The sequence below is a fragment of the Nitrospirota bacterium genome (assembly GCA_020851375.1).
GTDB lineage: Bacteria > Nitrospirota > 9FT-COMBO-42-15 > HDB-SIOI813 > HDB-SIOI813 > RBG-16-43-11.
The window spans coordinates 54,183-78,416 of the sequence record JADZCV010000010.1 but is presented as its reverse complement, the minus strand read 5'-3'; the positions used below and the strand labels follow the sequence as shown (position 1 = coordinate 78,416).

22 protein-coding genes are annotated in these 24,234 nt (G+C 45.8%); 19 read left to right on the top strand and 3 right to left on the bottom strand.

Features of this window, described 5'->3' with window-relative positions; genetic code table 11:
• Positions 1 to 18 precede the first annotated feature (18 nt).
• Positions 19 to 462, bottom strand: a complete 444-nt coding sequence (locus tag IT393_02675) for an Rrf2 family transcriptional regulator (GenBank protein ID MCC7201556.1) — start codon at positions 460 to 462, stop codon at positions 19 to 21.
• Between the two features lie 140 nt (positions 463 to 602).
• On the opposite strand from IT393_02675, the gene IT393_02670 reads away from it, so the two are divergent.
• The 3 genes from IT393_02670 (at position 603) to IT393_02660 (ending at position 5,110) form a co-directional block, all read left to right on the top strand.
• Positions 603 to 2,435, top strand: coding sequence for a diguanylate cyclase (locus IT393_02670; GenBank protein ID MCC7201555.1), 1,833 nt, complete (start codon positions 603 to 605; stop codon positions 2,433 to 2,435).
• Positions 2,436 to 2,668: 233 nt separating this feature from the next.
• Complete coding sequence (hflX, locus tag IT393_02665) at positions 2,669 to 4,282, top strand: GTPase HflX (GenBank protein MCC7201554.1); 1,614 nt, start codon at positions 2,669 to 2,671, stop codon at positions 4,280 to 4,282.
• A gap of 159 nt (positions 4,283 to 4,441) precedes the next feature.
• Complete coding sequence (locus tag IT393_02660; GenBank protein ID MCC7201553.1) at positions 4,442 to 5,110, top strand: transporter; 669 nt, start codon at positions 4,442 to 4,444, stop codon at positions 5,108 to 5,110.
• On the opposite strand, the gene glgC is transcribed toward IT393_02660, so the two are convergent.
• Positions 5,107 to 6,324 carry a glucose-1-phosphate adenylyltransferase gene (gene glgC, locus IT393_02655; GenBank protein MCC7201552.1) on the bottom strand — a complete coding sequence of 406 codons (1,218 nt, stop codon included), beginning with the start codon at positions 6,322 to 6,324 and terminating at the stop codon, positions 5,107 to 5,109. The genes IT393_02660 and glgC overlap by 4 nt on opposite strands.
• Positions 6,325 to 6,391: 67 nt before the next feature.
• On the opposite strand from glgC, the gene IT393_02650 reads away from it, so the two are divergent.
• From IT393_02650 to glnE, 6 genes are all read left to right on the top strand, one after another.
• Entirely contained in the window at positions 6,392 to 6,727 is a 336-nt protein-coding gene (locus tag IT393_02650) for a DsrE family protein (GenBank protein ID MCC7201551.1), read from the top strand.
• A 16-nt stretch (positions 6,728 to 6,743) separates the two neighbouring features.
• Complete coding sequence (locus tag IT393_02645; GenBank protein MCC7201550.1) at positions 6,744 to 7,103, top strand: DsrE family protein; 360 nt, start codon at positions 6,744 to 6,746, stop codon at positions 7,101 to 7,103.
• A 253-nt stretch (positions 7,104 to 7,356) separates the two neighbouring features.
• Entirely contained in the window at positions 7,357 to 7,611 is a 255-nt protein-coding gene (locus IT393_02640; protein MCC7201549.1) for a hypothetical protein, read from the top strand.
• Positions 7,612 to 7,671: 60 nt separating this feature from the next.
• A complete protein-coding gene (locus tag IT393_02635; protein MCC7201548.1) occupies positions 7,672 to 7,899 on the top strand; it encodes a sulfurtransferase TusA family protein in 228 nt (75 codons plus the stop codon).
• 57 nt (positions 7,900 to 7,956) lie between these two features.
• Entirely contained in the window at positions 7,957 to 8,457 is a 501-nt protein-coding gene (locus IT393_02630) for a DsrE/DsrF/DrsH-like family protein (protein MCC7201547.1), read from the top strand.
• A gap of 37 nt (positions 8,458 to 8,494) precedes the next feature.
• Entirely contained in the window at positions 8,495 to 11,653 is a 3,159-nt protein-coding gene (gene glnE, locus IT393_02625) for a bifunctional [glutamate--ammonia ligase]-adenylyl-L-tyrosine phosphorylase/[glutamate--ammonia-ligase] adenylyltransferase (GenBank protein MCC7201546.1), read from the top strand.
• On the opposite strand, the gene IT393_02620 is transcribed toward glnE, so the two are convergent.
• Positions 11,650 to 12,321 carry a TIGR00730 family Rossman fold protein gene (locus tag IT393_02620; protein ID MCC7201545.1) on the bottom strand — a complete coding sequence of 224 codons (672 nt, stop codon included), beginning with the start codon at positions 12,319 to 12,321 and terminating at the stop codon, positions 11,650 to 11,652. The genes glnE and IT393_02620 overlap by 4 nt on opposite strands.
• A 130-nt stretch (positions 12,322 to 12,451) precedes the next feature.
• Between IT393_02620 and IT393_02615 the strand changes: the two genes are divergently transcribed.
• From IT393_02615 to tadA, 10 genes are all read left to right on the top strand, one after another.
• Positions 12,452 to 13,405 (top strand): HD domain-containing protein, encoded by a 954-nt coding sequence (locus IT393_02615; protein ID MCC7201544.1) that lies wholly within the window; start codon positions 12,452 to 12,454, stop codon positions 13,403 to 13,405.
• 133 nt (positions 13,406 to 13,538) lie between these two features.
• A complete protein-coding gene (locus tag IT393_02610) occupies positions 13,539 to 14,336 on the top strand; it encodes an isoprenyl transferase (GenBank protein MCC7201543.1) in 798 nt (265 codons plus the stop codon).
• Positions 14,336 to 15,160: a phosphatidate cytidylyltransferase gene (locus tag IT393_02605; GenBank protein ID MCC7201542.1), complete on the top strand. Its 825-nt coding sequence runs from the start codon at positions 14,336 to 14,338 to the stop codon at positions 15,158 to 15,160. Before IT393_02610 ends, IT393_02605 begins: the two co-directional genes overlap by 1 nt.
• Positions 15,161 to 15,168: 8 nt before the next feature.
• Complete coding sequence (locus tag IT393_02600) at positions 15,169 to 16,329, top strand: 1-deoxy-D-xylulose-5-phosphate reductoisomerase (GenBank protein ID MCC7201541.1); 1,161 nt, start codon at positions 15,169 to 15,171, stop codon at positions 16,327 to 16,329.
• A 15-nt stretch (positions 16,330 to 16,344) separates the two neighbouring features.
• Positions 16,345 to 17,643, top strand: coding sequence for an RIP metalloprotease RseP (rseP, locus tag IT393_02595; GenBank protein MCC7201540.1), 1,299 nt, complete (start codon positions 16,345 to 16,347; stop codon positions 17,641 to 17,643).
• A gap of 168 nt (positions 17,644 to 17,811) precedes the next feature.
• The gene (ispG, locus tag IT393_02590) at positions 17,812 to 18,879 is read left to right on the top strand and encodes a flavodoxin-dependent (E)-4-hydroxy-3-methylbut-2-enyl-diphosphate synthase (GenBank protein ID MCC7201539.1); all 1,068 of its coding nucleotides are present in this window, start codon (positions 17,812 to 17,814) and stop codon (positions 18,877 to 18,879) included.
• Positions 18,858 to 20,594: a proline--tRNA ligase gene (locus IT393_02585; GenBank protein ID MCC7201538.1), complete on the top strand. Its 1,737-nt coding sequence runs from the start codon at positions 18,858 to 18,860 to the stop codon at positions 20,592 to 20,594. Before ispG ends, IT393_02585 begins: the two co-directional genes overlap by 22 nt.
• Positions 20,595 to 20,747: 153 nt before the next feature.
• Entirely contained in the window at positions 20,748 to 21,989 is a 1,242-nt protein-coding gene (locus IT393_02580) for a hypothetical protein (GenBank protein MCC7201537.1), read from the top strand.
• 206 nt (positions 21,990 to 22,195) lie between these two features.
• Positions 22,196 to 22,531 (top strand): STAS domain-containing protein, encoded by a 336-nt coding sequence (locus IT393_02575; protein MCC7201536.1) that lies wholly within the window; start codon positions 22,196 to 22,198, stop codon positions 22,529 to 22,531.
• Positions 22,528 to 24,234, top strand: coding sequence for a Flp pilus assembly complex ATPase component TadA (tadA, locus tag IT393_02570; protein ID MCC7201535.1), 1,707 nt, complete (start codon positions 22,528 to 22,530; stop codon positions 24,232 to 24,234). Before IT393_02575 ends, tadA begins: the two co-directional genes overlap by 4 nt.

Sequence of the window (24,234 nt, the reverse complement as noted above, 5' to 3'; positions counted from 1 at the left end):
AGTGATAACTCCTCCTTGTTATATGTGGTACATAACAGAAACATCTTTTTCCCTTACTTTTCTGTTCAGGTCTTCTATGGTTACGCCATTTAACACATTGGATATTGCGCGTTTTACATCATCCCATACATCCCGTACAACGTGTCCATTCATGCGCGCCCCCATGGATTCTGCAGAATCTGCCATAGAATCAACAGGGGTAATTGGCCCTTCGATTGCCTCAATAATCTGGGCAATATTTATGGCCCTGGGATCCCTGGCAAGCACATACCCACCCTGAGCACCCCTGATACTATCTACAATGCCTGCTTTTTTCAATGATGCCATAACCTGTTCGAGAAATCTTACAGGGATGGCGTGGCGGCCGGCAATTGATCTTACATGTACCGGCCCCTTATCTGAATGGCCTGCAACATCCAGGACTGCGGTAACTGCATATTCGCTTTTTACTGAAAACCTCATAATTTAAATCCTACTATTCCGATAGGAATTATGATAATAATACCAATTAATATTATTATGTCAAGACTTTTTTTTTGACGCCGAATAATAGTTTTGTCTCTAAAAGGCTCTTAAGGTCTTTCAATCTTAACTTTACGACATTGGAAAAGACAATAATATCCTCAATCCTGAATCCTTTTTATCACCAGTTTCGCTACCTTCTGCTAAATTTCAATTACCTGTGGCAGAGTAAGAGGGAACTCGAACTTATACTTGAAATAACGCAGAGCGTTTCATCTTCACTTGATATAAATGAGGTTCTGAGGACTATGGTAAACCGCGTGGGCCTCTATATTGAGGCTGACAGGTGTTCAATAATCCTCGTTGACCGGAAAAAGGAACATGGATATGTCGTGGCCTCTCATGATGTGCCTGAAGTCAGCCAGCTGCAGATAGATCTAATCAAGTACCCTGAGATAAGAAAGGCATTGGAAACCAGGGAGACAGTAATCATAAACGATATTGATGATGATGTGATAATGAATGATGTGAGAAATACTCTTAATCAGGCAGATATTAAATCTCTGCTTGTTATTCCTATTTCGTATCAGTCTGAGGTCATTGGCACTCTCCTCCTTAAAGTGGTCAGGGAAAAGCGGATATTCACACAGGAAGAAATAAGATTTTGCCAGATTATAGCCAATACATCGGCCAATGCCATCAAAAATGCACAGCTCTTTGAAGAGGTAAAGATGCAGGCCTCCACAGACGGACTGACAAGACTCTTTAACCACAGGGCATTTCTGGAACGGTATCATGAAGAGGTGCTGAGTTCCCAGAGGACCCAAAAGGCTATTTCAATAATTATGATAGACGTGGACAACTTTAAGTCTGCCAATGACGTATATGGCCATTATCAGGGTGACCATATTCTCAGAGAGATAGCGCAATGCCTCAAGGACAACACAAGGTCAATAGACATACTTGGGCGCTATGGCGGGGATGAATTCATATGTCTGCTTCCTGATGCATCACATGACAGGGGGATGTTGGTAGCTAACAGGATTTTAAGCAAGGTCAGAGAAAAGTTTAAGGACGACAGCCGCGGAGTCTCAATCAGCCTCGGCCTTTCGACCCTTTTCTATCATACTGATGACCAGACTATGCTGCTTCAATTCGCTGACCAGGCCATGTACCTGGCAAAGTACAGGGGCGGGAATCAGGTCTTTTCTTTTGATTGTACGGAAACAAAGGATATAAATGTATGCAACCAGAAACTTTTTGAAACATTCCTCGCAGTCAAAACACTCAGGAGATTTGACAATGGCCAGGAGGTGGTATCTGACCTTGGGGAACAATTAAAGAAGATGCTTTCGGCAGATTCATCTCCCCAGTCTCTCTATGAGATAGTCTCCACTCTCAGCAGCGCCCTTGATGCAAGAGACCATTATACGAATGGCCACTCCGAGCGTGCTATAGACTATGCGAGGGAGATTGCCAGGGAAATAAACATGCCTCAGTCCGGCAGGGAAGAGCTTGTCTATTTATGCCTGCTGCATGATATAGGGAAGATAGGCATACCTGATCATATCCTGAATAAACCAGGGAAGCTGACACCTGAGGAGTTTGAAATAATGAAGAGGCATGCTGAGATTGGTGAAAGGATAATATCACCCCTTGACAGGTTGAAAATGCTTAAGCCGCTTATCCGCCACCATCAGGAGTTCTATGATGGCACCGGTTATCCGGACGGTCTGAAGGGAGAGGCAATACCGCTTGCCTGCCGTATCCTTGCAGTAGTGGATACTTTTGATGCCATGACCACTGACAGGCCTTACAGGAAGGCGCTTTCAGTGGAAACTTCTATTAAAGAGCTTCAGAGGTGTTCTGGTTCGCAGTTCGATCCTGGTATAGTGGAAGTCTTTATCAGGATAATTGACAGAGAAAAGGCCGGTTTAGGGTCTTCCATGTCTGCCATAAACATCCCCGTCTAATCTTCCATTAATTTTAAAGCAATATAATAGAATATACAAAACATATAAGGAGATTTCTCAATGATTAGAAACTACAGGATTGCACTGATGTTTGAGGCCGGCGTTATGCTTTTCAAAGGGATAGTGGTTACCGTTGTTCTGTATGCCTTAACATAACAGCCTTAACATAACAGCTTGACCGCAGACGGGTAAAAATAATAAACTGGTTTGAGGAGGTTTCCCTTATTTCTACCCTGTACGGCAACACATCCGGATTAAAGGCGGATCAGATCAGAAGGCTCAGGAACATTTACAGGCGGCGCATACCGCCGGATGAGCTTATTACTGCTGAGCTTGCCAGATACCTCACATCTGTATCTTATGAAATAAAAAGGCAGGTCGGTGTTACGGTTGACCGGCATGGCGTGATACATCACGTTATCATCGGCGATCACAGGGAAATTGTCATACCTGACCTGTCTGAATTTGGTTTTGGGAAAAAACATACCCGCACCCTGAGGTGCATACACACCCACCTGAAAAATGAAGCCCTGTCTCAGGATGACCTGACTGACCTTGCATTGTTGAGGTTAGACCTGATGGTGGCGGCAGGAGTCACTGGAAACGGTCTTCCCGGTAATATCCATATGGCCCATCTTATACCGCCGAACGAAGAGGGGAGGGCATACAAGGTGTTGGAAGTGATCCCGTTCAGTCAACTTGATTTGAACATGGAGTATCTCTTTGATGAAATTGACAGAGGGCTGTCCAGAACCATTGAAGGAATCGAGGTTGACAAGGGGGACAGGGCGGTTGTTGTCAGTGTCTCTTTAAAGAACAAAGGTGACCAGGCAGATTCTCTTGAAGAGCTGAAGGAGCTTGCAAGGACAGCCGGGGTCAGGGTGCTTGACAGCGTAATTCAACGGCCAAAGGAATTGCATCCAAGGTATCTTATGGGAGAAGGCAAGATCAAAGAACTGATCATTAAGTCACTCCAGAACGGCGCCAACCTGATAATCTTTGACCAGGACCTTTCTCCGACGCAGGTAAAGTCCATCGGTGATATTACTGAAGTCCGTGTAATAGACCGCACTCAGCTTATACTCGACATATTTGCAAGACATGCCCATAGCCGGGATGGAAAGGTTCAGGTGGAACTGGCACAGCTTAAGTATCTCCTCCCCCGTCTGACAGGAACAGGAAAGGCATTGTCCAGACTTGCCGGAGGAATAGGCGGGAGAGGGCCTGGTGAGATGAAACTGGAGATAGACAGAAGACGTATAAGGGACAGGATTGCACATCTCGAGAAGGAGCTTGAGCAATTAAGCAGTGCACGCAGGCAGAGAAAGGAGAAGAGGGTTGCGAGCGGGATACCGATAGTCTCCATTGTAGGTTACACGAATGCCGGAAAATCAACCCTCCTTAATACCCTTACAAAAAGCGCTGTCAGGACAGAGGACCTCCTTTTCGCAACGCTTGACACGTCAAGCCGCAGGCTAAGGTTTCCAAGGGACAGGGAGGTTATAATTACAGATACAGTTGGTTTTATCAAAGAACTCCCTGATGATTTACTGGGAGCATTCAGGGCAACACTGGACGAACTCAAAGACGCCAGCCTCCTCCTTCATGTAGTGGATATCAGCAGTCCAAGATTTGAACAGCATATAGAGGCTGTAGATACAATAATGAAAAAACTGGAGATTGATATGATACCACAGCTGCTTGTTTTTAATAAAGCAGACAAATGTGAGGCAGAACTGGTAAAGGTGTTATGCCAGAGATACGATGCCCTCGCTGTCTCTGCCATTCATCCTGAGACACTGCTGACCCTGCTTGCTGTCATGGAAGACAGGCTGTATGCCACTTGACATGGCCTGAACTTTACAGCTATTATTGACACAGTCATGAAATTTGGGAGAATTAATTACGCGTGTATTTCATTTTCTGCTTTAATTTTATCCCTGTTATTTGTATCACCTTGTCTTGCACACCGTCCACTGACAACACAAAGCGCTTATCCTGAGAAGGTGCACAGGGTAAAGCTTGAGACAGGGTTAAAGTCTGTAAACCTGCCGCACGGAGACGAGTCTTATAACCTGGATATAGAAGTTAATTATGGCATTATCAATAACCTTGATATAGGCGTTGAGGTTCCATATGTCTTCTGGAGACCGGATTCCGGTGATAATGCTGATACAGTCGGTGATATGATAATCAAGTCGAGGCTCCTTTTTTTAAAGGGGCGCGAGGGCAATCCTATTTCACTTACAATACAGCCGTTCTTTAAAGTCCCAACGCCGGAGAATGATGACAAGGTGTTGAAATCAGGACTAAGCACCGGCGAGACGGATTTTGGTTTTCTTTTTATTGCCACGAGGGAGATGTCCCAATCATTGAGTGCCCACATGAACCTTGGCTATACATTTATAAACAAGCCATCGTGGGGCAATAATTATGACAATGTCTTTAGTTTTAAGGTTGCTGTAGAGTATCTTGCAGACAATGAGATCGGGATTGTCGGCGAAGTAAGTGGTGAGACGAATAAAGACCCTCAGGAACCTGATCTTTTTTCAATCCTTCTTGGTGCAAGGTACAGGATGATGGAAGGTGTCCTGATTGACGCAGGTTTTAGCGCAGGTATTTCTGATGCAAGCCCTGATTCAACGGCAACCGTCGGTCTTACTATGGAATTTTAGACAAGTATCCCCTCTTTTCCGACTACTACTATCCCTGATTCAGTTACATGAAATCTCCTTTTGTCCTCATCAGGGTCGTATCCAATGACTGTCTTGGGCGGGATCCTGATATCCTTGTCTATTATTGCCCTCTTTATCATACAGTACCTGCCTATCTCCACATTTTCGAGAACGATCGAGTCCCTTATGTCGGAGTATGAATGTATTCTTACATTTGGTGAGATGACGGAGTTCTGTACCCGTCCGCCGCTTATGATGCAGCCGCCGCATACTATAGAATCAAGGGCTATACCGAGCCTGCCGCCTTCTTCCTCCTGGGCGAATACGAACTTGGCAGGCGGATGCTGTCCCTGATATGTCCTGATCGGCCATTTGCGGTCATAGAGGTTAAACACAGGATCAACTGCGGTAAGTTCTATATTAGCCTCCCAGTATGCATCAATAGTGCCGATATCACGCCAGTACTTTGCCTCTTTCTTATTGAGGTCCTTGAAATTATATGCATAGACCCTGCTTTGTGAGATCATGCTCGGTATAATATTTTTACCGAAGTCATGTGCAGATTCATCCCTTGCGTCACTTTGAAGGAATGGTATGAGCATATCAGTATTGAACAGATATACCCCCATTGAACATAACGACAGATCAGGGTTCCCGGGAATTGTTTTGGGCTGCTTTGGTTTTTCTTCAAAACCTACGATACGAAAGTCCTCATTGACCTCGAGTACCCCAAAGCTTGATGCACTCTTTGTATCAAACTCTATTACTGCTATAGTTGCATCAGCCCCTTTTTCCATGTGGAACCTGTACATATCGGAGTAATCCATTTTATAGATATGATCACCTGACAGAACGAGGAGGTGCGCAGGGTTGTCCGCTTCCAGGACATAGAGGTTCTGGAAGATGGCATCTGCAGTTCCCCTGTACCATTCCTGGCTGACACGTTGCTGTGGAGGAATTGTGATTATATATTCGTCGAGATATGAGCTTAGGATATTCCATCCGCGGCGTATATGTTTGTCAAGGGAAAGTGATTTGTATTGAACGAGGACGCCTATTTTCCTGAGGCCGGAGTTTACTGCATTGCTCAGGGTAATATCAATTATCCTGTACTTGCCGCCAAAGGGGACTGCAGGCTTTGCCCTGTCCGCAGTCAGGGGATAGAGCCTCTCCCCCCTGCCGCCGGCAAGAATCATTGTGAAGACATCTTTCATGACTGCCACCTCACCTCTCAAAAACCTATACCATAATAATCAATTTTGTGTATAATTGCAATTACTCATGAAGATAGGATTTCTGCTGCACAAGAGCCCTGAACATCAGGATGCGCACACAGTAAAAAAGCTTGCCGGGGAATTTACTGCCATGGGGCATGAGGTCAGTATATTCCTGATGGAGGATGGCGTATATAATGTGGTTGTGAACGATTCCCCCAGGAAACTATCAGCAGTATTTGACGATCTGATATCAAAGGGCGTAAAGATTGCACTTTGTACCTATACTGCAGAGATAAGGGGGCTAAACCAGCCTGACCTGTTTGATGGCGTAAGTTTTCATAGTCAGTATGACCTATCCAAATTGGTCAATGAATGTGACAGGTTTCTGAGTTTCGTATGATGGGGGTGTCCTTTGTATGAAAGGGCAGGTTAAGAAACTTCTGATAATAATCCGTACGGCACCGTTTAATACTATTTCTGTGCCTGAAGCCCTTCGCATGAGTATAGGATTGACGGTACATGACAATAAGGTAAGTATTTTGTTGATTGATAATGGGGTGTGGAATTCATTAAGGGTTGACCCTGCAATAATAGGGAGACCTGACATCAATGACAGCATGGAGCTCTTTTCCGCCTGCGGCATCAGGGTGTTTGCAGATGAGGCATCATTGAAGAAGAGGAATATTACGGAGTGTGATGGAACTGTGGAAAAGATAAACCGCGGGGAAGCGCTTGAGTTGATAGAAAATAGCGATGTAACGCTCGTTTTCGGGTAATCATCCCCCCCTGTAGTAAAGGGGGAGAGGGGGGATTTGAACGGGGATTTTCGGGTGAACTGTCATGAGCCCTTCGACTGTTCGGCACGTTCACAGCTCAGGCTCACCAGGGTTCATGAAAACGTCATTCCCGCGTCAGCGGGAATCCAGACCGAGGCCAGATTCTGGATTCCCACTTACGTGGGAATGACGGGTGAAAAATCCTGCGGGTACAGGTTCCGTGGGAATGACGGGTATTTAGGAGTATTTTCGGGTGAAAACACTTCATATAATCAGAAAGATTGATGACAGGCTTGCTAAGGAAGTGATTGAGCGGGATAGTGCTAAAGGCGATGTGTCAGTCCTGCTGATTCAGGATGGAGTGCTGTCCGGCCTGCGAGAGGCCGGCAATGTATTTGCCTCTGTCAGCGATGTGGAAGCGCGCGGGTTCAATTCATCACACAAATTAGTTGATTATTCTTCAATATGTCAGCTCATAATTGAGCATGACAGGATTATTGTATGGTAGATTTCAGAGGTCAATGATATAATAAAGAAAGGACACAGCCTGATGAACAATAATAAATATATGCCTGCCAAAACCCTTGATTGCAGCAAGTTGTCCTGTCCGCTTCCGGTGTTAAAGACAAAGACTGCAATGGCAGGTATGGCTGTTGGTGATATACTGGAGATGATTTCAACTGATCCGGGTTCAGTAAGGGATATTGAGGCGTGGGCAAGGCACACAGGCCAGGAACTGCTTGAGACATCCGGTGGTGATGGTCAATTCAGGTTTTTTATCAGAAAGATCAAATAAGACTCAAAGGAGAAGAAAATGCCGATTACAGATCAGGATAAACAGATGATAGAAGAAATGGTCGAGAACAAATTAAAAAGGCTCCTTTCTGAGAGAAAAAAGAGGATGGCTATAGTTGCCTCCAAAGGAACGCTTGACATGGCCTATCCCCCTCTTATACTTTCAACTACAGCTGCTGCAATGGATATCGAGTGCTCAATCTTCTTTACATTTTATGGGCTCGATATTATTAACAGGAATAAGAACAGGAATCTCAGGGTGCCTTCTCTTGCAAACCCCGCCATGCCGGTTCCTGTGCCTAACATAATCGGAGCACTGCCCGGTATGACTGCCATGGCCACAATGATGATGAAGAGCTGGATGTCAAAAGTTAATGTCCCGTCAATAGAGGCCCTTCTGGATATTGCCGTTGAGTCAGGCGTAAAGCTTATAGGATGTCAGATGACTATGGACGTCATGGGGGTGAAAAAGGAAGATCTGATCAAAGGTGTAGAGGTATGCGGTGCGGCGGCATTTTTAGAATACGCCACAGACGCTGATATTACATTATTTGTCTGAAGTCATTCCTTACACGTTCCTGGTATTGCCTCAGGTAATGAAAAAAGTATCTAAAGAAGTCATCAAAAATTATGGTGATGCGGCGAGCCTGTCTTCTACCCTGGCTGGTCTTGGTTTCATTGACAGCCGGAGAGCGGCTGTCAACCTGCAGTTGCTGCGCGGGGACCTTCGGTCACATGCTGTTTTTGACAGGTTGCTCCCCTCCATTCTTCAGTCTGTTGCAGATTCCCCTGATCCGGACATGTCTCTGAATAATCTTGAACGGTTTGCTTCATTTTATGATGACAAGAATGAGCTGTTTATGTTTCTCTCTTCTCACCGCGATGTAATACCTCCTGTTTTACTCCTTTTGGGGAGCAGTCAGTATCTGTGCAACTTTCTGTTTTCAGGGCCACAGGAATACATCGGGTGGCTGTCAGCTCCAAACTTCCTGAGGAGGATCATCGGTAAAGACGCTGCGCTTGCGGAACTTCACAAACAGATAACTGCGGAGAACACTATTGAAGAAGTAAAAACCATACTGAGGAGATTCAGAAAAAAGGAATATATGCGTATTGCTCTCAGAGACCTTCTTGGCTATGGGACGCTGTCTGAGATTACCCGGGAGATATCTGTTGTCGCAGATGTATCACTCCAGGCGGCATATGAGGCATGTAACAGGGAACTCGGGAAAAGATACGGCCAGCCACAGTATACGGATGAACATGGCAATACCGTCAGCTGCTCATTTACTGTCCTTGGTATGGGTAAACTTGGGGGAGAAGAATTAAATTACAGTTCTGATATAGACATCATGTATCTGTATTCTACAGAAAAGGGAGAAACCTCGAAAAAACTTCTGAGCAATCACCAGTATTTTGTCAAATTAGCTGAGATGATCAGCCAGGTTATAGGGCAGACTACTGATGATGGTTTTGTCTTTCGTGTAGACACAAGGCTTAGGCCTGAGGGTGAGAGGGGTGACCTTGCATCTTCTCTGAGAAGTTACGAGGTCTATTATGAGTCCTGGGGCCAGACGTGGGAGAGGGCGGCCCTCCTGAAGGTCAGGCCTGTTGCCGGAGATGAGGAACTCGGAAAGGCGTTTCTTAAAATGATCCAGCCATTCGTGTACAGAAAATATCTCGATTTTACGGCTATTGATGAGATCAGCGGCATGAAGGTCAAAATTGACAAGAGTATTGCTGTCAAGGGTAAGGATGCCCGTAACGTGAAACTTGGTTACGGAGGTATAAGGGAGATAGAATTTTTCGTTCAGGCACTGCAGCTGCTGTATGGCGGAAAAGAGCCATGGATAAGGGAGAGAAATACCATGAGGGCGCTGCACAAGCTTGCTCAAAAGGGTTTTATCTCCTACGAAGAGGAGGCTTCTCTTTCAGCAGCTTACCAATTCATGCGAAGGGTAGAGCACATGATTCAGCTTGTCGGTGAGCGGCAGACATATGTTATGCCTGACGGCGCAGTTGAATTAAACACACTGGCCAGGAGGACAGGTTACAAAGATAAGGTCAAAAACAGGGCATCCGAACAATTGCTCAGGGATTATAACACGTACACCAGGTCTGTAAGAAAGATATACGATGACCTGTTTTCAAAGAAAGGCCTGAAGGGGGAAGAGCCGGCTGAGGCGGGCAAATGTGAAATGATTATTGGAGGGATAGTATCTGAGGATGAGGCCGTACAGATCCTGTCCGGGTGTAATTTCAGGGATCCGGCCAGGGCATACAGGAATATAATATTATTGCGGGACGGCGCTGCATTCAGTCATCAGACTCCAAGAAGCAGTCAGATCTTTCTCAGAATTTTTCCGTTGTTCTTTAATAAAATTACTTCTTCTTCTGATCCGGACCTTGCCCTTAATAATTTGGAGGCGCTTATATTATCAGTTGGGGCAAGGGAAACCCTTTACTCCTTTTTTGAAGAGAATCCGCAGGCAGTTGAATCTGTCATCAGGATATTCAGCAGCAGCGAATACCTGTCAAAGATCGTGATAAGACATCCTGAAATCGTTGATATGTTCCTCGATCCTGAGGAGATGTTGAAAAAAAGGTCCAGGGAAGATATGCAGGGAGAATTGTCACACTTGATAGAACAATGCGGTTCATATGCTGAGAAACTTGATATGCTGAGGAAATTCAAGAATGCTGAGGAGGTAAGGATAGGGTACATAGACATCCTGGGTTATGTAAGTCAGGCTGATGCCTCGGGATATCTCTCCAGGCTTGCAGACGTATCTCTGGTCTGTGCACTGAATATAGCGCGTGAAGAAGTACGCCGCGTATATGGCCGGCCTTTGTCCGGGACAGACGGGGATGTATCTGAGGCTGGATTTTGCATATTGAGCATGGGGAAACTTGGAGGGGAGGAGATAACTTACGGTTCAGACCTTGATATTGTTTTTCTCTACTCCGGTGACGGTGAGACAGATGGCAGGCAATCAATATCAAACCATGAGTTCTTTACCAGCCTGTCAAGCAAGACTATGTCAGCACTCACTTCAATTACAAGGGAAGGGAGTGTCTTTAAGATTGATGTAAGGTTGAGACCTTCAGGCTCAAAGGGGCCTCTTTCCCAGTCTGTTGCTGCATTCAGGACATATTTGGAAGAACATGCCGATATATGGGAACTCCAGTCACTTACAAGGGCAAGAGTTACTGCCGGTGATGAATCAATAAGCCGTGAAGTTACAGAGGTCATACATTCTGTTCTGTATGGTGCAGGGAGGGGCCAGGAGGACCTTCGCATTGCAATAAGAAAGATGCGTCACAGGATGGAGTCTGAAGTCTCAAAGGAAAATAATGAATACTTTGATATTAAGGCAGGCGAAGGGGGGATAATTGATATAGAATTTATAGTTCAGTATATGCAGTTGTCTAATGGTGCAGGGTATCAGTCCATAAGGGTGACAAACACTCTGGCGGCTCTTGAGGCAATTTACAGGGAAAAACTGCTGCCAAACGACCAGTATTCAATACTGAAGAAGTCCTATATCTATCTGCGCACACTGGAGAGCAGGCTTCGTGTGGTTCAGAATATGCCTTCGCATCTGCTTCCAAGGTCAGAAGTAAGATTGAAGTCTCTGGCGATGAGGATGGAATACAGGGATTCCAAAAGGATAAGCGGGGCAGCGCGTCTTCTCAGGGAATATGAGTCATTAAGGAAAGAAGTCCGGGGTGTGTTTAACGGGATATTTAATTAATCCCTTTTTCTGCGGTTCCCTTTAACAGGTGCATACTGACTTTCATAGCCTTCCTCGATAATCCTCACAACCTCTATAGGGTCATCTGTCAGATGGAACAGCGCCATGTCGTCTTTATCAATAGTTCCTTTATCGAGCATGGTCTTCTGCATCCAGCCGATAAGCCCCTCCCAGTAATCCTTGCCGTACATTACAATGGGGATTTTGCGTATCTTCTTTGTCTGCATCAGGGTCAGGGCTTCAAAAAATTCATCGAGGGTGCCGAAACCGCCGGGTGTTATCACATAACCTACAGAATGTTTCACAAACATGACCTTTCTCGCGAAGAAGTATCTGAAGTCGAGTCTTTTGTCCTGGTAGTTGTTTGGGGACTGCTCCTTAGGTAATTCTATGTTCAGGCCTACGGACACCCCGGTTCCCTTCCTGGCCCCCCTGTTCCCAGCCTCCATTATTCCTGGTCCGCCGCCTGTTATGATAGCGAAGCCTCTTTTAGATAACAGCTCTGCTATTTTCATTACACCCTTATAATAGTGATTGGTCTTGGATAGTCTGGCGCTCCCAAAGATAGAGACGCCGCGCTTGACGCTGCTTAGTTCTTCAAATCCCTCGACGAATTCGCTCATTATCCTGAAGATCCGCCAGGTTTCATGCCCTCTCAGGTCATCCATGTAGTTTTACCTCATGTTAAGTCAGAAGGTTACCGAATCAATGATGGTCAGCAGATATATTTTCGTATGCTGAAGGACAAATCTTTAATAATATATTTTATCAGCAGATGCATGCTCCGGAGGTCTTGTTATGAAGGTGCTGAAAAGTTTTATCGAGCAATACTTTGAACCATTGCTTGTTGTCAGTATAATTATTACACTCTTGTTCATAGATATGTTTGTCGTTGACAAGCTCGTGTTCCTCTATTTCTATTTTATCCCTATACTTGTTGCCGGCTATTACATAGGGAAAAAAGGGGCTGTTCTCTCTTCAGTAATGACTGTCCTGATTGTGACCCTGCGCCTCCTGATTTCACCCCGGACATTTACAATCAACTCAGAAGTTGATCTTGATCTGATATTTCAGATCATGTCGTGGGGAAGTTTCCTTATATTGTCAAGCTATGTTGTAGGTAGTCTGTATGAAGAAAAGGAGGCCCGTTACAGTGATCTGAAACAGTCATATGTAGGAGTTGTAGAAATACTTGTCAAATACATTGAATCGGTGGACAGGTATACCAAAGGGCATTCTGTCAGGGTATCTGATATAGCAATGGATATTGCGAAGGCAATGTCCGTTACAAGAGGGGATTGCGAGAATATCAAGGTGGCCGCCCTTCTGCATGATGTTGGAAAAATTGACGTGAGCATGGACCTTATCAAAAAGGCCGCCTCCCTGACAAAGGACGAACGGAAGATGATGAACACGCATACTGCGCGTGGTGCTGACATCCTGAACAAGGTAGGCAATGTCCTTAGTGATGCTGTGCCTATTGTGCTTGCACACCACGAGTATTTCAACAAAAAAGACGCTGACAACTTAAGTTCCAAAACAGACATCCCGTTAGGTGCAAGGATAATTGCTGTTGCGGATTCATATGATGCCATTGTGACGGACAGGCCATACCGCAAAGGCAAGTTGCCGTGGCAGGCCCTTGAAGAAATAGAAAAGTCCTCGGGCACCCAGTTTGACCCTGAGGTTGTGGAGGCCTTCCGGCATGTTGTCAGTTCCTATATGGAAGAACGGGAGCACGCTGCTGTTTAGGCAGTTTCCTTCATCTCATTGCCATTTCAAATTATTGTCGTTTCAAATTATCCTTTCAAATTATTTGACTTTCCGCTGTCAAGATAATAATATTCAGGATTAGGGTTTCTTCATGAAAAGGGCGTTAATTAATATGTTTGGAAGGGAAGAAAATAATTCTGATCCCGGCAGCCTTACTTATCAGGAGTTGCTTGAGTTGGTGGATAAAGAGAGGCTGCCGCGTCATATTGCCATTATTATGGATGGAAACGGGCGGTGGGCCCGCAATCGTGGCTTCCTGCGGCTTGCCGGCCACAGGGAAGGGATTAAGTCTGTTCGGGATATAGTTACCTGCTGCCGTGAGATCGGGGTAAAGGTTTTAACGATATATGCATTTTCAGCAGAAAACTGGAAAAGACCGGAGCTGGAAGTCCGCACACTTATGATGTTCCTCGAGGAGTTTCTAAGGAAGGAATTAAAGACCTTAATGGACAATGATATAAGGTTTATGACCATAGGACAGACCGACAAACTACCGGATTCAGTCCAGAGATGGCTCAGAAAAGTGACGGTGGAGACGGCTGACAACGGGGCAATGACACTTAATGTAGCCCTTAGTTATGGCGGACGGTCTGAGATTGTTGAAGCTGTAAGGAATATTGCAAATGATGTGGCAACAGGCATATTAATGCCTCAGGATATTACCAGCAGGACATTTTCAGATTATTTATACACCAGAGGCCTGCCGGACCCCGACCTTATGATAAGGACAAGCGGCGAGACCCGTGTCAGCAACTTCCTCCTCTGGCAGATGGCATATACGGAACTGTATTTTACAAAGACGCTATGGCCTGATTTCAGACGGCAGGATCTTCTTCTGGCAATACTTGATTACCAGCAGAGGGAAAGGCGGTTTGGCATGGTTCAAAGCGGGATTTCCCGGGCGATCTGATGGGAGGAAAGAGAGTATTAACTGCATTAGTACTGATTCCGCTTATATATGCTGTTGTCAGGTATTTCCCCCCCGTACTGTTCCTCCTCTTTCTGACACTGCTGGTACTGATCGGACAGTATGAGTTCTATAAATTCTATTATAAATCATTCAGCATTTTTCCGTTAATTGGTCTTTTGTTCGGCGTTATGCTCCTTTTCTCATTTTATGCAGACAGGCATCTGTTTGAGATGAGGGGAGTTGCATTGACTGCGATGGTCATTCTCTGTCTGACATGCTTCATATTTTTTAAGGCAAATATTGGCGATTCAGTTACAGCGGTTTCTGTGATAATATTCGGTGTAATGTATGTTGCGTGGCCGCTTGCTCATCTGATTCCATTGCGGGGCCTGTCAAATGGCCAGAACCTTGTATTTTTTATATTAATTGTTACCTGGGGTGTAGATACAGGGGCGTATTATACAGGCAGGAACCTTGGCAGACACAAGTTGTCTCCTGCCATAAGTCCGGGCAAGACTGTAGAGGGTGCTATCGGAGGCGTCATCTCGTGCATTCTGGCGGCATTATTTGCAAGATGGCTGTTTCTTCCGGAGCTGACAATAAATAATACCCTGTTTATGGGAATAGTTTTTGGCATCATCAGCCAGATCGGGGACCTCTCTGAATCTATGCTGAAAAGGAGCGCCGGCGTTAAAGATTCAGGCTCACTGCTGCCGGCTCACGGCGGTCTGCTTGACAGGGTGGACAGTATTATTTTTACCCTGCCTCTGTTTTATTATTATGTAATATATTTTGTTCCTGAAGCGGCAATGGCTTCCGTATAAAATTCCAGATGAAAAATATATCTATTCTCGGTTCAACAGGTTCAATAGGTTGCAGTACACTCGATGTGATTGCCATGTTCCCGGACAGGTTCAGGGTCTCAGCCCTTTCTGCCTGTGAGAACATTGAGAAGCTGGAGGCGCAGATCAGGCGTTTCAGGCCCTCCATTGTCTCTCTAAACAATAGGCAGGCTGCCAGGGCGCTGAAAGACAGGTGTGGTGATCTTGAAGTCAGGGTATTATCAGGCGTTGAGGGTCTTATACAGGCCGCTACTATAGATGATGCTGATATCGTCGTATCTGCAGTCTCAGGCTCAGCCGGTCTTATCCCTACATTATCTGCTATCAAGGCCGGCAAGACAATAGCCCTTGCAAATAAAGAGACTATGGTCATGGCAGGTGAGATTGTTACGGGAGAGGCTGAAGAGAGGGGCGTAAAATTACTGCCTGTAGACAGTGAGCACAGCGCCATATTTCAGGTGATGGAATGCGGAAGACGGGAGGACCTGCACAAGATTATTTTAACGGCATCAGGGGGACCTTTTCTTAATACATCATATGATGAAAGGAAAAAGGTTACTATTGAGGATGCACTGAAACATCCGAACTGGAATATGGGAGCAAAGGTTACGATAGATTCTGCAACACTGATGAATAAAGGGCTTGAGGTTATAGAAGCACGGTGGCTGTTTGATGTCTCGGTTAATCAGATAGAGGTGGTTATACATCCGCAGAGCATAATACATTCTATGGTGGAATTCAGGGATGGATCTGTCTTATCCCAGATGGGAATACCGGACATGCGTATCCCGATAGCCTATTCACTAAGCTATCCCGAGAGGTTGGACCTCGTAATGCAGCGACTTGATCTTGCCAGGACAGGCACTCTTACCTTTGGGAATCCGGATTTTAAGGAGTTCCCGTGCCTGGCATACGCATTTGACGCAATAAGGACCGGCGGATCTATGCCTGCTGTTCTTAATTCATCAAATGAGGTTGCTGTTCGGGCATTCCTGGACGGCAGGATCGGATTTCTTGACATAGAAAGGATCGTGGGCGACACTATGCTAAGTCATTCAGTTGTAGCAGTTAAAAATATTGAGGATGTGCTGATAGCTGATGGTTGGGCGCGGCAGGAGGCAGAGCGCAGGGCATGTACATTAGTTAAGTGAAGTGAGGGAGATTAAATGTATACAGTAATAATATTTACAATTTGTCTTGGAATATTGATATTTGTTCATGAGTTTGGCCACTTTATCATGGCAAGGTTAAAGGGGATAAGGGTGTTGAAGTTCTCCCTCGGTTTTGGTCCCAAAATAGTCGGCAGGAAGGTTGGCGATACAGAATATCTGATATCAGCGCTCCCGCTTGGCGGATATGTAAAGATGGCTGGTGAGAACCTGGAAGAGGCGACTATGGCCCCTGATGAGTTTCCGGCAAAGAGCGTAGGCGCCCGTGCCTCTGTTGTGCTTGCGGGGCCTGTGATGAACATTGTCATTGCCTTCCTGTTAATGCCGCTGGTTTATCTGATAGGGATTAAGATGCCTGCATACCTGGAGAAGGCCCCTGTAGTTGCCTGGCTTGAAGAAGGTTCCCCTGCCCAGGTTGCCGGTATTATGGCCGGAGACCGTATCGTCAGGATTGACGGAAAGCCCATGTCAGATTGGGAAGATGTGGCAACTGTAATATCTACAAAACCTGAGCTTGGGTTAAAACTTGATGTGGATAGAGCAGGCAATGTTCATGATGTTCTTCTTAAAGGTGATGGCGCTGTCAGAGGGGGAGGCAGCGGTTTTGCAGGGATGCTTCCTGATATGCCTGCAATCATAGGAAAGGTGAGCAAGGGGTTTCCTGCAGAGCGTGCAGGTCTTATGGCAGGTGATACCATTGTTGAGATTAACAGCGATCCTGTTTTTAACTGGTACCAGGTTTCATTGTTCATAAGGTCCAGTGCAGGAAAGGAGCTTGCCCTTACAGTCAAGAGGGGTGATGACAGGATTACTGCAAAAGTAACACCTGTAAAGGATAATGCGGCCGGATATGGCATCATCGGTATCATGAATCAGCAGGAGAGTATAGTCAGAAAATTCGGTTTCAGTGACTCGATAAAACATGGGCTGTCCAAGGCGCTGGAATTGACCATGCTGACGTTTGATGTATTGAAGAGGCTGGTATCAATGAATATCTCTATCGAGACACTCGGCGGGCCTATTATGATCGCAAAGCTAACCGGAGAGGCGGCACAATCCGGGTTTTCCGATCTAATCGCCTTTCTTGCATTTCTGAGTCTGCAGCTTGGGATACTCAATCTTCTCCCAATACCAGTGCTGGATGGAGGATGGGTTGTATTCCTCTTAATTGAGAAGATCAAGGGTAGCCCGTTGAGCAGGAAGACTATGGAGGTTGCGCAGACAGTCGGCTTTGCCGTGCTGATACTGCTGATAATTATTGTTTCATATAATGATATACTCAGGGTGTTCAGGTAGTTTGCGAAGGAATTATCGGATGACAGTTCAAAAAAGCGTCATTCCCGCTCCCCGCTTAAATCCTGCGGGGACAGGTTCCGTGGGAATGACTGTAATATTGGATTATGAATCTAAAATATAATTCTTTGTGTCCTTTGTGTCTTTGTGGTAATTAACGGGTATTTTCAGATGAAGCGCAGGAAGACAAGGCAGATCAGGGTTGGGAATGTTTTGATTGGCGGCGGGGCTCCTGTTGTTGTCCAATCCATGACAAACACGGACACAAGGGATGTCAGCTCTACGGTTGCCCAGATAAGACGGCTTGAGGATACAGGGTGTGAAATCATCAGGGTTGCAGTGCCGGACAAAGATGCTGCGGCAGCACTTGCAGATATTAAGAAGTCTATTTGTATTCCGCTTATTGCTGATATCCACTTCGACTACCGCCTCGCACTAACTGCAATTGACAACGGTGTTGATGGTCTCAGGCTCAATCCAGGCAACATCGGCTCCCGTGACAGGATAAGGGAGGTTGTACAGGCTGCCAAATCCGGGGGTGTCCCGATAAGGATAGGTGTAAATGCCGGTTCTCTCGAGGAAGACCTGATAAAGAAGTATGGCCATCCTGTTGCTGAAGCTATGGTGGAATCGGCGTTAAGGCATGTAAAAATACTTGAAGATCTTGATTTTCATGAAATCAAGGTTTCGTTAAAGGCATCCGGTGTACAGATGACACTTGATGCATACAGACTTTTTTCAGAGAAGTCAGACTATCCTCTGCATATCGGTGTTTCAGAGGCAGGACCGCTTTTGTCAGGAACAGTAAAGTCTGCCATTGGTATAGGGATGCTCCTGTCAGAGGGCATCGGGGATACCGTAAGGGTGTCGCTTACAGCAGACCCGGTTGAAGAGGTCAGGGTGGCTTATGAAATATTAAAGGCCCTTAATCTGAGACACAGGGGGGTCAATATTATTTCCTGCCCGACATGCGGCAGGATGGAGATTAATCTTGAAAAGATTGCGACTGAAGTGGAGAAGAGACTCTCTTATATAACCCTTCCGGTTAATGTATCTATTCTTGGGTGTATTGTAAATGGCATAGGTGAAGGAAAGGAATCCGATGTCGGGATAGCAGGTGGAAAAGGTGCCGGAATCCTGTTCAGGGGAGGCGAAATAGTGAGGAAGTTGAGAGAGGATGAACTTGTGGATGCACTTGTCAAAGAGGTGGAAGATATATGTACTACTCGAAACTCCTGATACCTACACTAAGGGAAGATCCAGGAGAGGCAGAGGTTATTAGTCACAGACTCATGCTGAGGGCAGGCATGATAAGAAAGCTTGCTGCCGGCATCTATAACTACCTTCCCCTTGGCTACAGGGTAATAAGAAAGATTGAAAATATAGTCCGTGAGGAGATGAACAGGGCAGGGGCGCAGGAGATCTTTATGCCGATGGTGCTGCCTGCTGAGTTATGGAGGGAGACCGGCCGCTGGGAAAAATACGGCAAGGAGCTTCTAAGGCTTAGAGACAGGCACGACAGGGATTTCTGTCTTGGACCTACCCATGAGGAGGTTGTAACTGACATTGTCAGAAATGATGTCAAATCTTACAGGCAGCTTCCTCTGAATCTTTATCAGATTCAGTCAAAGTTCAGGGATGAGATAAGGCCGAGATTCGGGCTGATGAGGGGAAGAGAGTTTATTATGAAGGATGCCTACAGTTTTGATGCAGATCAGTCAGGCGCAGAGGAATCATACAGGAAAATGTACAATGCATATATCAATATATTTACGCGCTGCGGGCTGACTTTTAAACCTGTAGAGGCTGATACAGGCCTTATCGGCGGACAGTTTTCCCATGAGTTTATGGTATTGGCTGAGACGGGCGAGGAGGCTGTTGTATCCTGTAACTCCTGTGACTACGCAGCAAACATGGAAAAGGCAGAGAGCAGGATTAATCTCCCGGACAATTCTGAATTTGTTGCGGGTTCTCAGTCCAGTTCATCCGGGGCGAAGACCCCGCTGCCGATGGAGAGGCGCCTGACTCCCGGGAAGAAGAGCGTCGAGGATGTATCAGCCTTCTTAGAGGTAAAAACGCAGCAGCTTGTCAAAACCCTCATTGTCAGGGGTGATGACAGGGTGGTGGCCGTACTCCTCAGGGGCGACCATGAATTAAACGGTACAAAATTGTCCAGATTGCTTGGTTGTGTGGATGTTCAGTTGCTTGAACCATCAGAGGTGGAAAAAACAACCGGATCTCCTTCAGGTTTCTCAGGTCCTGTAGGCCTCAAAGGGGTGCCTGTAATTGCTGACACAGCAGTTCAGGATATGTCCAATTTTATTGTTGGCGGTAATGAGCGGGACGTACATCTTATAAATGTGAATTTATCGCGGGACTTCAAGCCGGATCAGTTTGCAGACGTGCGGAACGCTGCTGAGGGAGATGGTTGTCCGAGATGTGATGCCGGGCGCCTTTTTATCGTCCGGGGGATAGAGGTGGGGCACACATTTAAGCTCGGGACTAAATATAGTGAGGCAATGGGTGCGACTTATCTTGATGTACAGGGCAACCCCCGTCCAGTTATCATGGGATGCTATGGAATCGGCGTGGGCAGGACAATGGCTGCCGCAATAGAGCAGAACCATGATAAGGACGGGATTATCTGGCCTCCGGCGATTGCGCCATTCAGCACCATAGTCCTGCCATTGAATGTACGTTCAGAGAAGACTTATGAAGCAGCATTATCAATTTATAATAAACTGGCAGAAAAGGGTACAGATGTAATCCTTGATGACAGAGACGAGCGGGCAGGTGTTAAGTTTAAGGATGCTGATCTGCTTGGAATTCCCTGGCAGATAGTAGTGGGAGACAAGGGTGTGAATCGTGGAGTAGTTGAAATAAAGAACAGGGCAACAAAGGAAGTCAGGGAAACTGCCATAGATACAATTCTTAGCGATAAATTCATTGATTAAAACCGGTTAATTCCAACCTTAAGTATACCGATATAAATTCAGCCGAAACAAGTTTATCTTCTTTCTCTCTTCTTATCCCCCCACAAGTGGAGGGAGTAAAAGACTGTCGGCGCCCCTCCTCTGAGGGGAGGGGGTGGGGGCGAAACAGACTGTATGAAAATATCAGGTATATTGAAACCATTAAAAGATGTAAGGCCTGTCACAGAGCTTATCAGGACTCTGGACATGCTTTCTTCCAGTTGCCAGGAACCAAAGGCCACAGTATTGCCATCAGGCAATGCAAAAGATGCTGTAAACTCAAGCGATGAAATAATTGCAGATCTCAGGCTAACCAATAAGCTGCTCTACTACCAGGTCAGTAAGATTGAAACTGTACTGAATAATCTTAATGACGGGATAATGCTCCTCGATTCTTCCAACCGTGTTTTTGCAATTAACCACATTATGGAGCAGATTGTAAATTTAAAGAGAGGTGACATAAAGGGAAAGCATATCAAAGAGTGTCAGAACAATAATGAAATTCTTTCCTTCGTCCTTGAGAATACTGAATCAGCAGACAAACTGGTGGAAAAAACCATAGAACTTAATACAGGTTCAAGCAGCCTGCGGGTGTCGTTTAAGACGCTTATCAGGGATGATGGCAATACAGGCGGAAGTCTTCTGGTTGCCAAGGATGTAACTGCACATAAGCTGGCGGACAATGCAAAAGTAGAGTTTCTTTCGTATTTATCCGGGGAGATAACAACCCCTTTGAATCTGATAAGATCCTATTCAGCCAGGCTGCACGATGACAATAATAATTTCAGAGAGCTTACAGATGAATTCCTCCGCAATCTTGAAGGAGAGGCGGCAAGACTGTCAGTCCTTGTTAACAATGTCCTGCGGCTTTCAAAGATAGAGATGGGAGAGCTGGTTATTTCAAGGACTATGACAAGGACCAGGGACTTTATTGAAAATGTCTTTAACAAGGCAGTGGCTGAAAGTAATAAAAAGATTATTACAGGGACTCAGATACCGGAAGATCTGACTCCCGTAAGCATTGATAAGGAACTTATTGGGCTTGCTATAGAAAGTGTCTTAAGCAATGCAATCAAATATACGCCTGAAAACGGTGCAGTAAGGCTGCGTGCAGAAGAAGATTCAGAGAATGTCCTGATACATATTATTGATACCGGCATTGGCATCTCTGAAGATGACATAACTCACATATTTGAAAAATTTTACCGTTCATCTGATGAGATGGTCAGGAAACACAGGGGGGATGGACTTGGGCTTTCTATTGCCAGACAGATAGTGGAACTTCATGAGGGCGAGATAAGGGTAAGCAGTAAAAAGGGAGAGGGAAGTCACTTCACAATAGTACTGCCCGTGGGACAAGGCTATCTCCTCGGTTAGGAATCGCCTGAGTTTTCAGATGAACCGTCATGAGCCCTTCGACTGTTCGACAAGCTCACAGCTCAGGGCTCACCAGGGTTCATGAAAACGTCATTCCCGCGTAAGCGGGAATCCAGACCGGGGCCTGGTTCTGGATTCCCACTCCCCGCTTAAATCATGCGGGGACAGGTTCTGCGGGAATGACGGGTACACAGGAGCATTTTCAGGTGAAAATAAAGAAAACCAAGATAGGCGTCATAAGCTATATTGAGCCTGATACCCCTGTTGCAGATGAAGGGGTCAGTCAATTGAGGCAGGCCGTGGAAGAATGTTTTAAGGAAAGTGAATACAAGCTTGTTATAAACTTCCGTTCAGTTCCCTATATAGACAGCGAAGGGATAGAAACCCTTCTTGACATACTTGCCGAGGTCAGAAAGAAAGGCGGCAGCATAAAACTGGCGGATCCCAATCCCGTGTGCACTGATATACTCACTGCGACCAGACTCGATTCAATCTTCGAAATCTACACAAGTGCAGACAAGGCAGGCCGGAGTTTCCTATGATCACCTCACACCGAACCAGGTCAAAAAAACTTGGAGAACTGCTTGTCGAGAACGGACTTCTGTCAGAAGAGCAGTGTAAGAATGCCCTTGATGTGCAGAAAAAGACCGGGAAGCGTCTTGGCCAGGCAGTAATTGATCTCGGCTATGTTAAAGAAGAAGACCTGCTGCAGGTTTTGAGCAGGCAGATGTCCATACCGCATATATGGCTTAGAAAGGGGCTGGTGGATCCAAGGATTGTAAATGTAATACCAGGTGACAAGGCAAGGCTCTATAAGATTATGCCTATGTTCAGGATCAAAGACACCCTTATCGTGGCTACGTCTGACCCCCAGGCGATATTTGTTTTTGATGAGATCGAAAAGACCACAGGTCTTGCCGTACAGCCTGTACTTACCCGTTCAGGAGACATAGAAAAGGCTATTGCAGAGCACTACAAGGACAGTATTGAGATTGGTGATTTTGGTGCTGCATCCGGCGACGGCAGCAGGCAGCCGGATATTCAGCGTGGGAGGGACTTCCAGAAGATTGAAGAGCCGGAAGAGGGAAGCCCTATCATCAATGTCGTCAATAATATTATTCTTCGTGCCATCAGGGATAAGGCGAGCGATATCCATATTGAACCGGATAAGTCAAAGCTGCGTATCCGTTACAGGGTTGACGGCATGCTGTATGAGGTAATGACCCACACTATGGATGCTTATCCTGCAATAATTTCAAGACTGAAGGTAATGGCCAATCTTGATATTGCTGAGAGGCGTCTTCCCCAGGATGGAAGGATACAGGTTATGGTCGAGGGCAGGTCTGTTGATCTAAGGTTTTCATCCATGCCTGGTATTCTTGGAGAGAAGATTGTCCTCCGAATCCTCGACAAAAAAAATGTCATCCTTGACTTAAATCAGCTCGGTTTTTCAGGAGACACATTATCAAATTTCAAAAGGCTCCTGAAACGCCCATATGGACTCATCCTTGTTACGGGCCCTACCGGAAGCGGCAAGACAACGACCCTTTATGCAGCCATGAGTTTCCTGAATTCAATCGAGAAAAATATAGTTACTATTGAGGACCCTGTTGAATATCAGATGGAGATAATAAATCAGAATCAGGTAAGAGATGCCATAGGTCTTACCTTCTCAGTTATATTGAGGCACACTCTCCGCCAGGACCCGGATATAATAATGGTTGGTGAGATAAGGGACAGGGAGACGGCAGAGATAGCTATTCAGTCATCTCTTACAGGCCACCTCGTCCTTTCAACACTTCATACCAATGACAGTCCAAGTGCGATTACGAGATTGCTTGATATGGGCATAGAGCCGTACATGATATCTTCAGCCCTGACGGGTGTTATTGCACAGCGGCTTATCAGGACGATATGCCCGGAATGCAAGACCCTGATTTATCCCCCTTCTGCGGTGCTCGAAAGATATAACCTTGAGGCGGAAAAGGACATGCAGATCGCAAAGGGTAAGGGATGCCCTGCATGTTATGGTTCCGGCTACAAGGGACGTGCCGGGTTATATGAGTTATTGGAGGTAAATGAGTCCTTGCAGACAATGATATTATCCAATCCTTCCCTTGAAGAGATACGGAAGAGGCTGAGGGAGTGGAATCATTCAAACATGGAGACGGAGGGGCTAAACAAGGTCAGAGACCGTATAACCACCTTTGAAGAGGTGACGCGGGCGGTAAGTACAGGTATATAA

Bases quoted from the DNA above. Each gene is read 5' to 3' on its own strand.
- IT393_02675 (MCC7201556.1), bottom strand. From the start codon at position 462: ATGAGGTTTTCAGTAAAAAGCGAATATGCAGTTACCGCAGTCCTGGAT.
- glgC (MCC7201552.1), bottom strand. From the start codon at position 6,324: ATGAAAGATGTCTTCACAATGATTCTTGCCGGCGGCAGGGGGGAGAGG.
- IT393_02650 (MCC7201551.1), top strand. From the start codon at position 6,392: ATGAAGATAGGATTTCTGCTGCACAAGAGCCCTGAACATCAGGATGCG.
- IT393_02645 (MCC7201550.1), top strand. From the start codon at position 6,744: ATGAAAGGGCAGGTTAAGAAACTTCTGATAATAATCCGTACGGCACCG.
- IT393_02635 (MCC7201548.1), top strand. From the start codon at position 7,672: ATGCCTGCCAAAACCCTTGATTGCAGCAAGTTGTCCTGTCCGCTTCCG.
- IT393_02630 (MCC7201547.1), top strand. From the start codon at position 7,957: ATGGTCGAGAACAAATTAAAAAGGCTCCTTTCTGAGAGAAAAAAGAGG.
- glnE (MCC7201546.1), top strand. From the start codon at position 8,495: ATGAAAAAAGTATCTAAAGAAGTCATCAAAAATTATGGTGATGCGGCG.
- IT393_02620 (MCC7201545.1), bottom strand. From the start codon at position 12,321: ATGGATGACCTGAGAGGGCATGAAACCTGGCGGATCTTCAGGATAATG.
- IT393_02615 (MCC7201544.1), top strand. From the start codon at position 12,452: ATGAAGGTGCTGAAAAGTTTTATCGAGCAATACTTTGAACCATTGCTT.
- IT393_02610 (MCC7201543.1), top strand. From the start codon at position 13,539: ATGTTTGGAAGGGAAGAAAATAATTCTGATCCCGGCAGCCTTACTTAT.
- IT393_02605 (MCC7201542.1), top strand. From the start codon at position 14,336: ATGGGAGGAAAGAGAGTATTAACTGCATTAGTACTGATTCCGCTTATA.
- IT393_02600 (MCC7201541.1), top strand. From the start codon at position 15,169: ATGAAAAATATATCTATTCTCGGTTCAACAGGTTCAATAGGTTGCAGT.
- rseP (MCC7201540.1), top strand. From the start codon at position 16,345: ATGTATACAGTAATAATATTTACAATTTGTCTTGGAATATTGATATTT.
- ispG (MCC7201539.1), top strand. From the start codon at position 17,812: ATGAAGCGCAGGAAGACAAGGCAGATCAGGGTTGGGAATGTTTTGATT.
- IT393_02585 (MCC7201538.1), top strand. From the start codon at position 18,858: ATGTACTACTCGAAACTCCTGATACCTACACTAAGGGAAGATCCAGGA.
- IT393_02580 (MCC7201537.1), top strand. From the start codon at position 20,748: ATGAAAATATCAGGTATATTGAAACCATTAAAAGATGTAAGGCCTGTC.
- tadA (MCC7201535.1), top strand. From the start codon at position 22,528: ATGATCACCTCACACCGAACCAGGTCAAAAAAACTTGGAGAACTGCTT.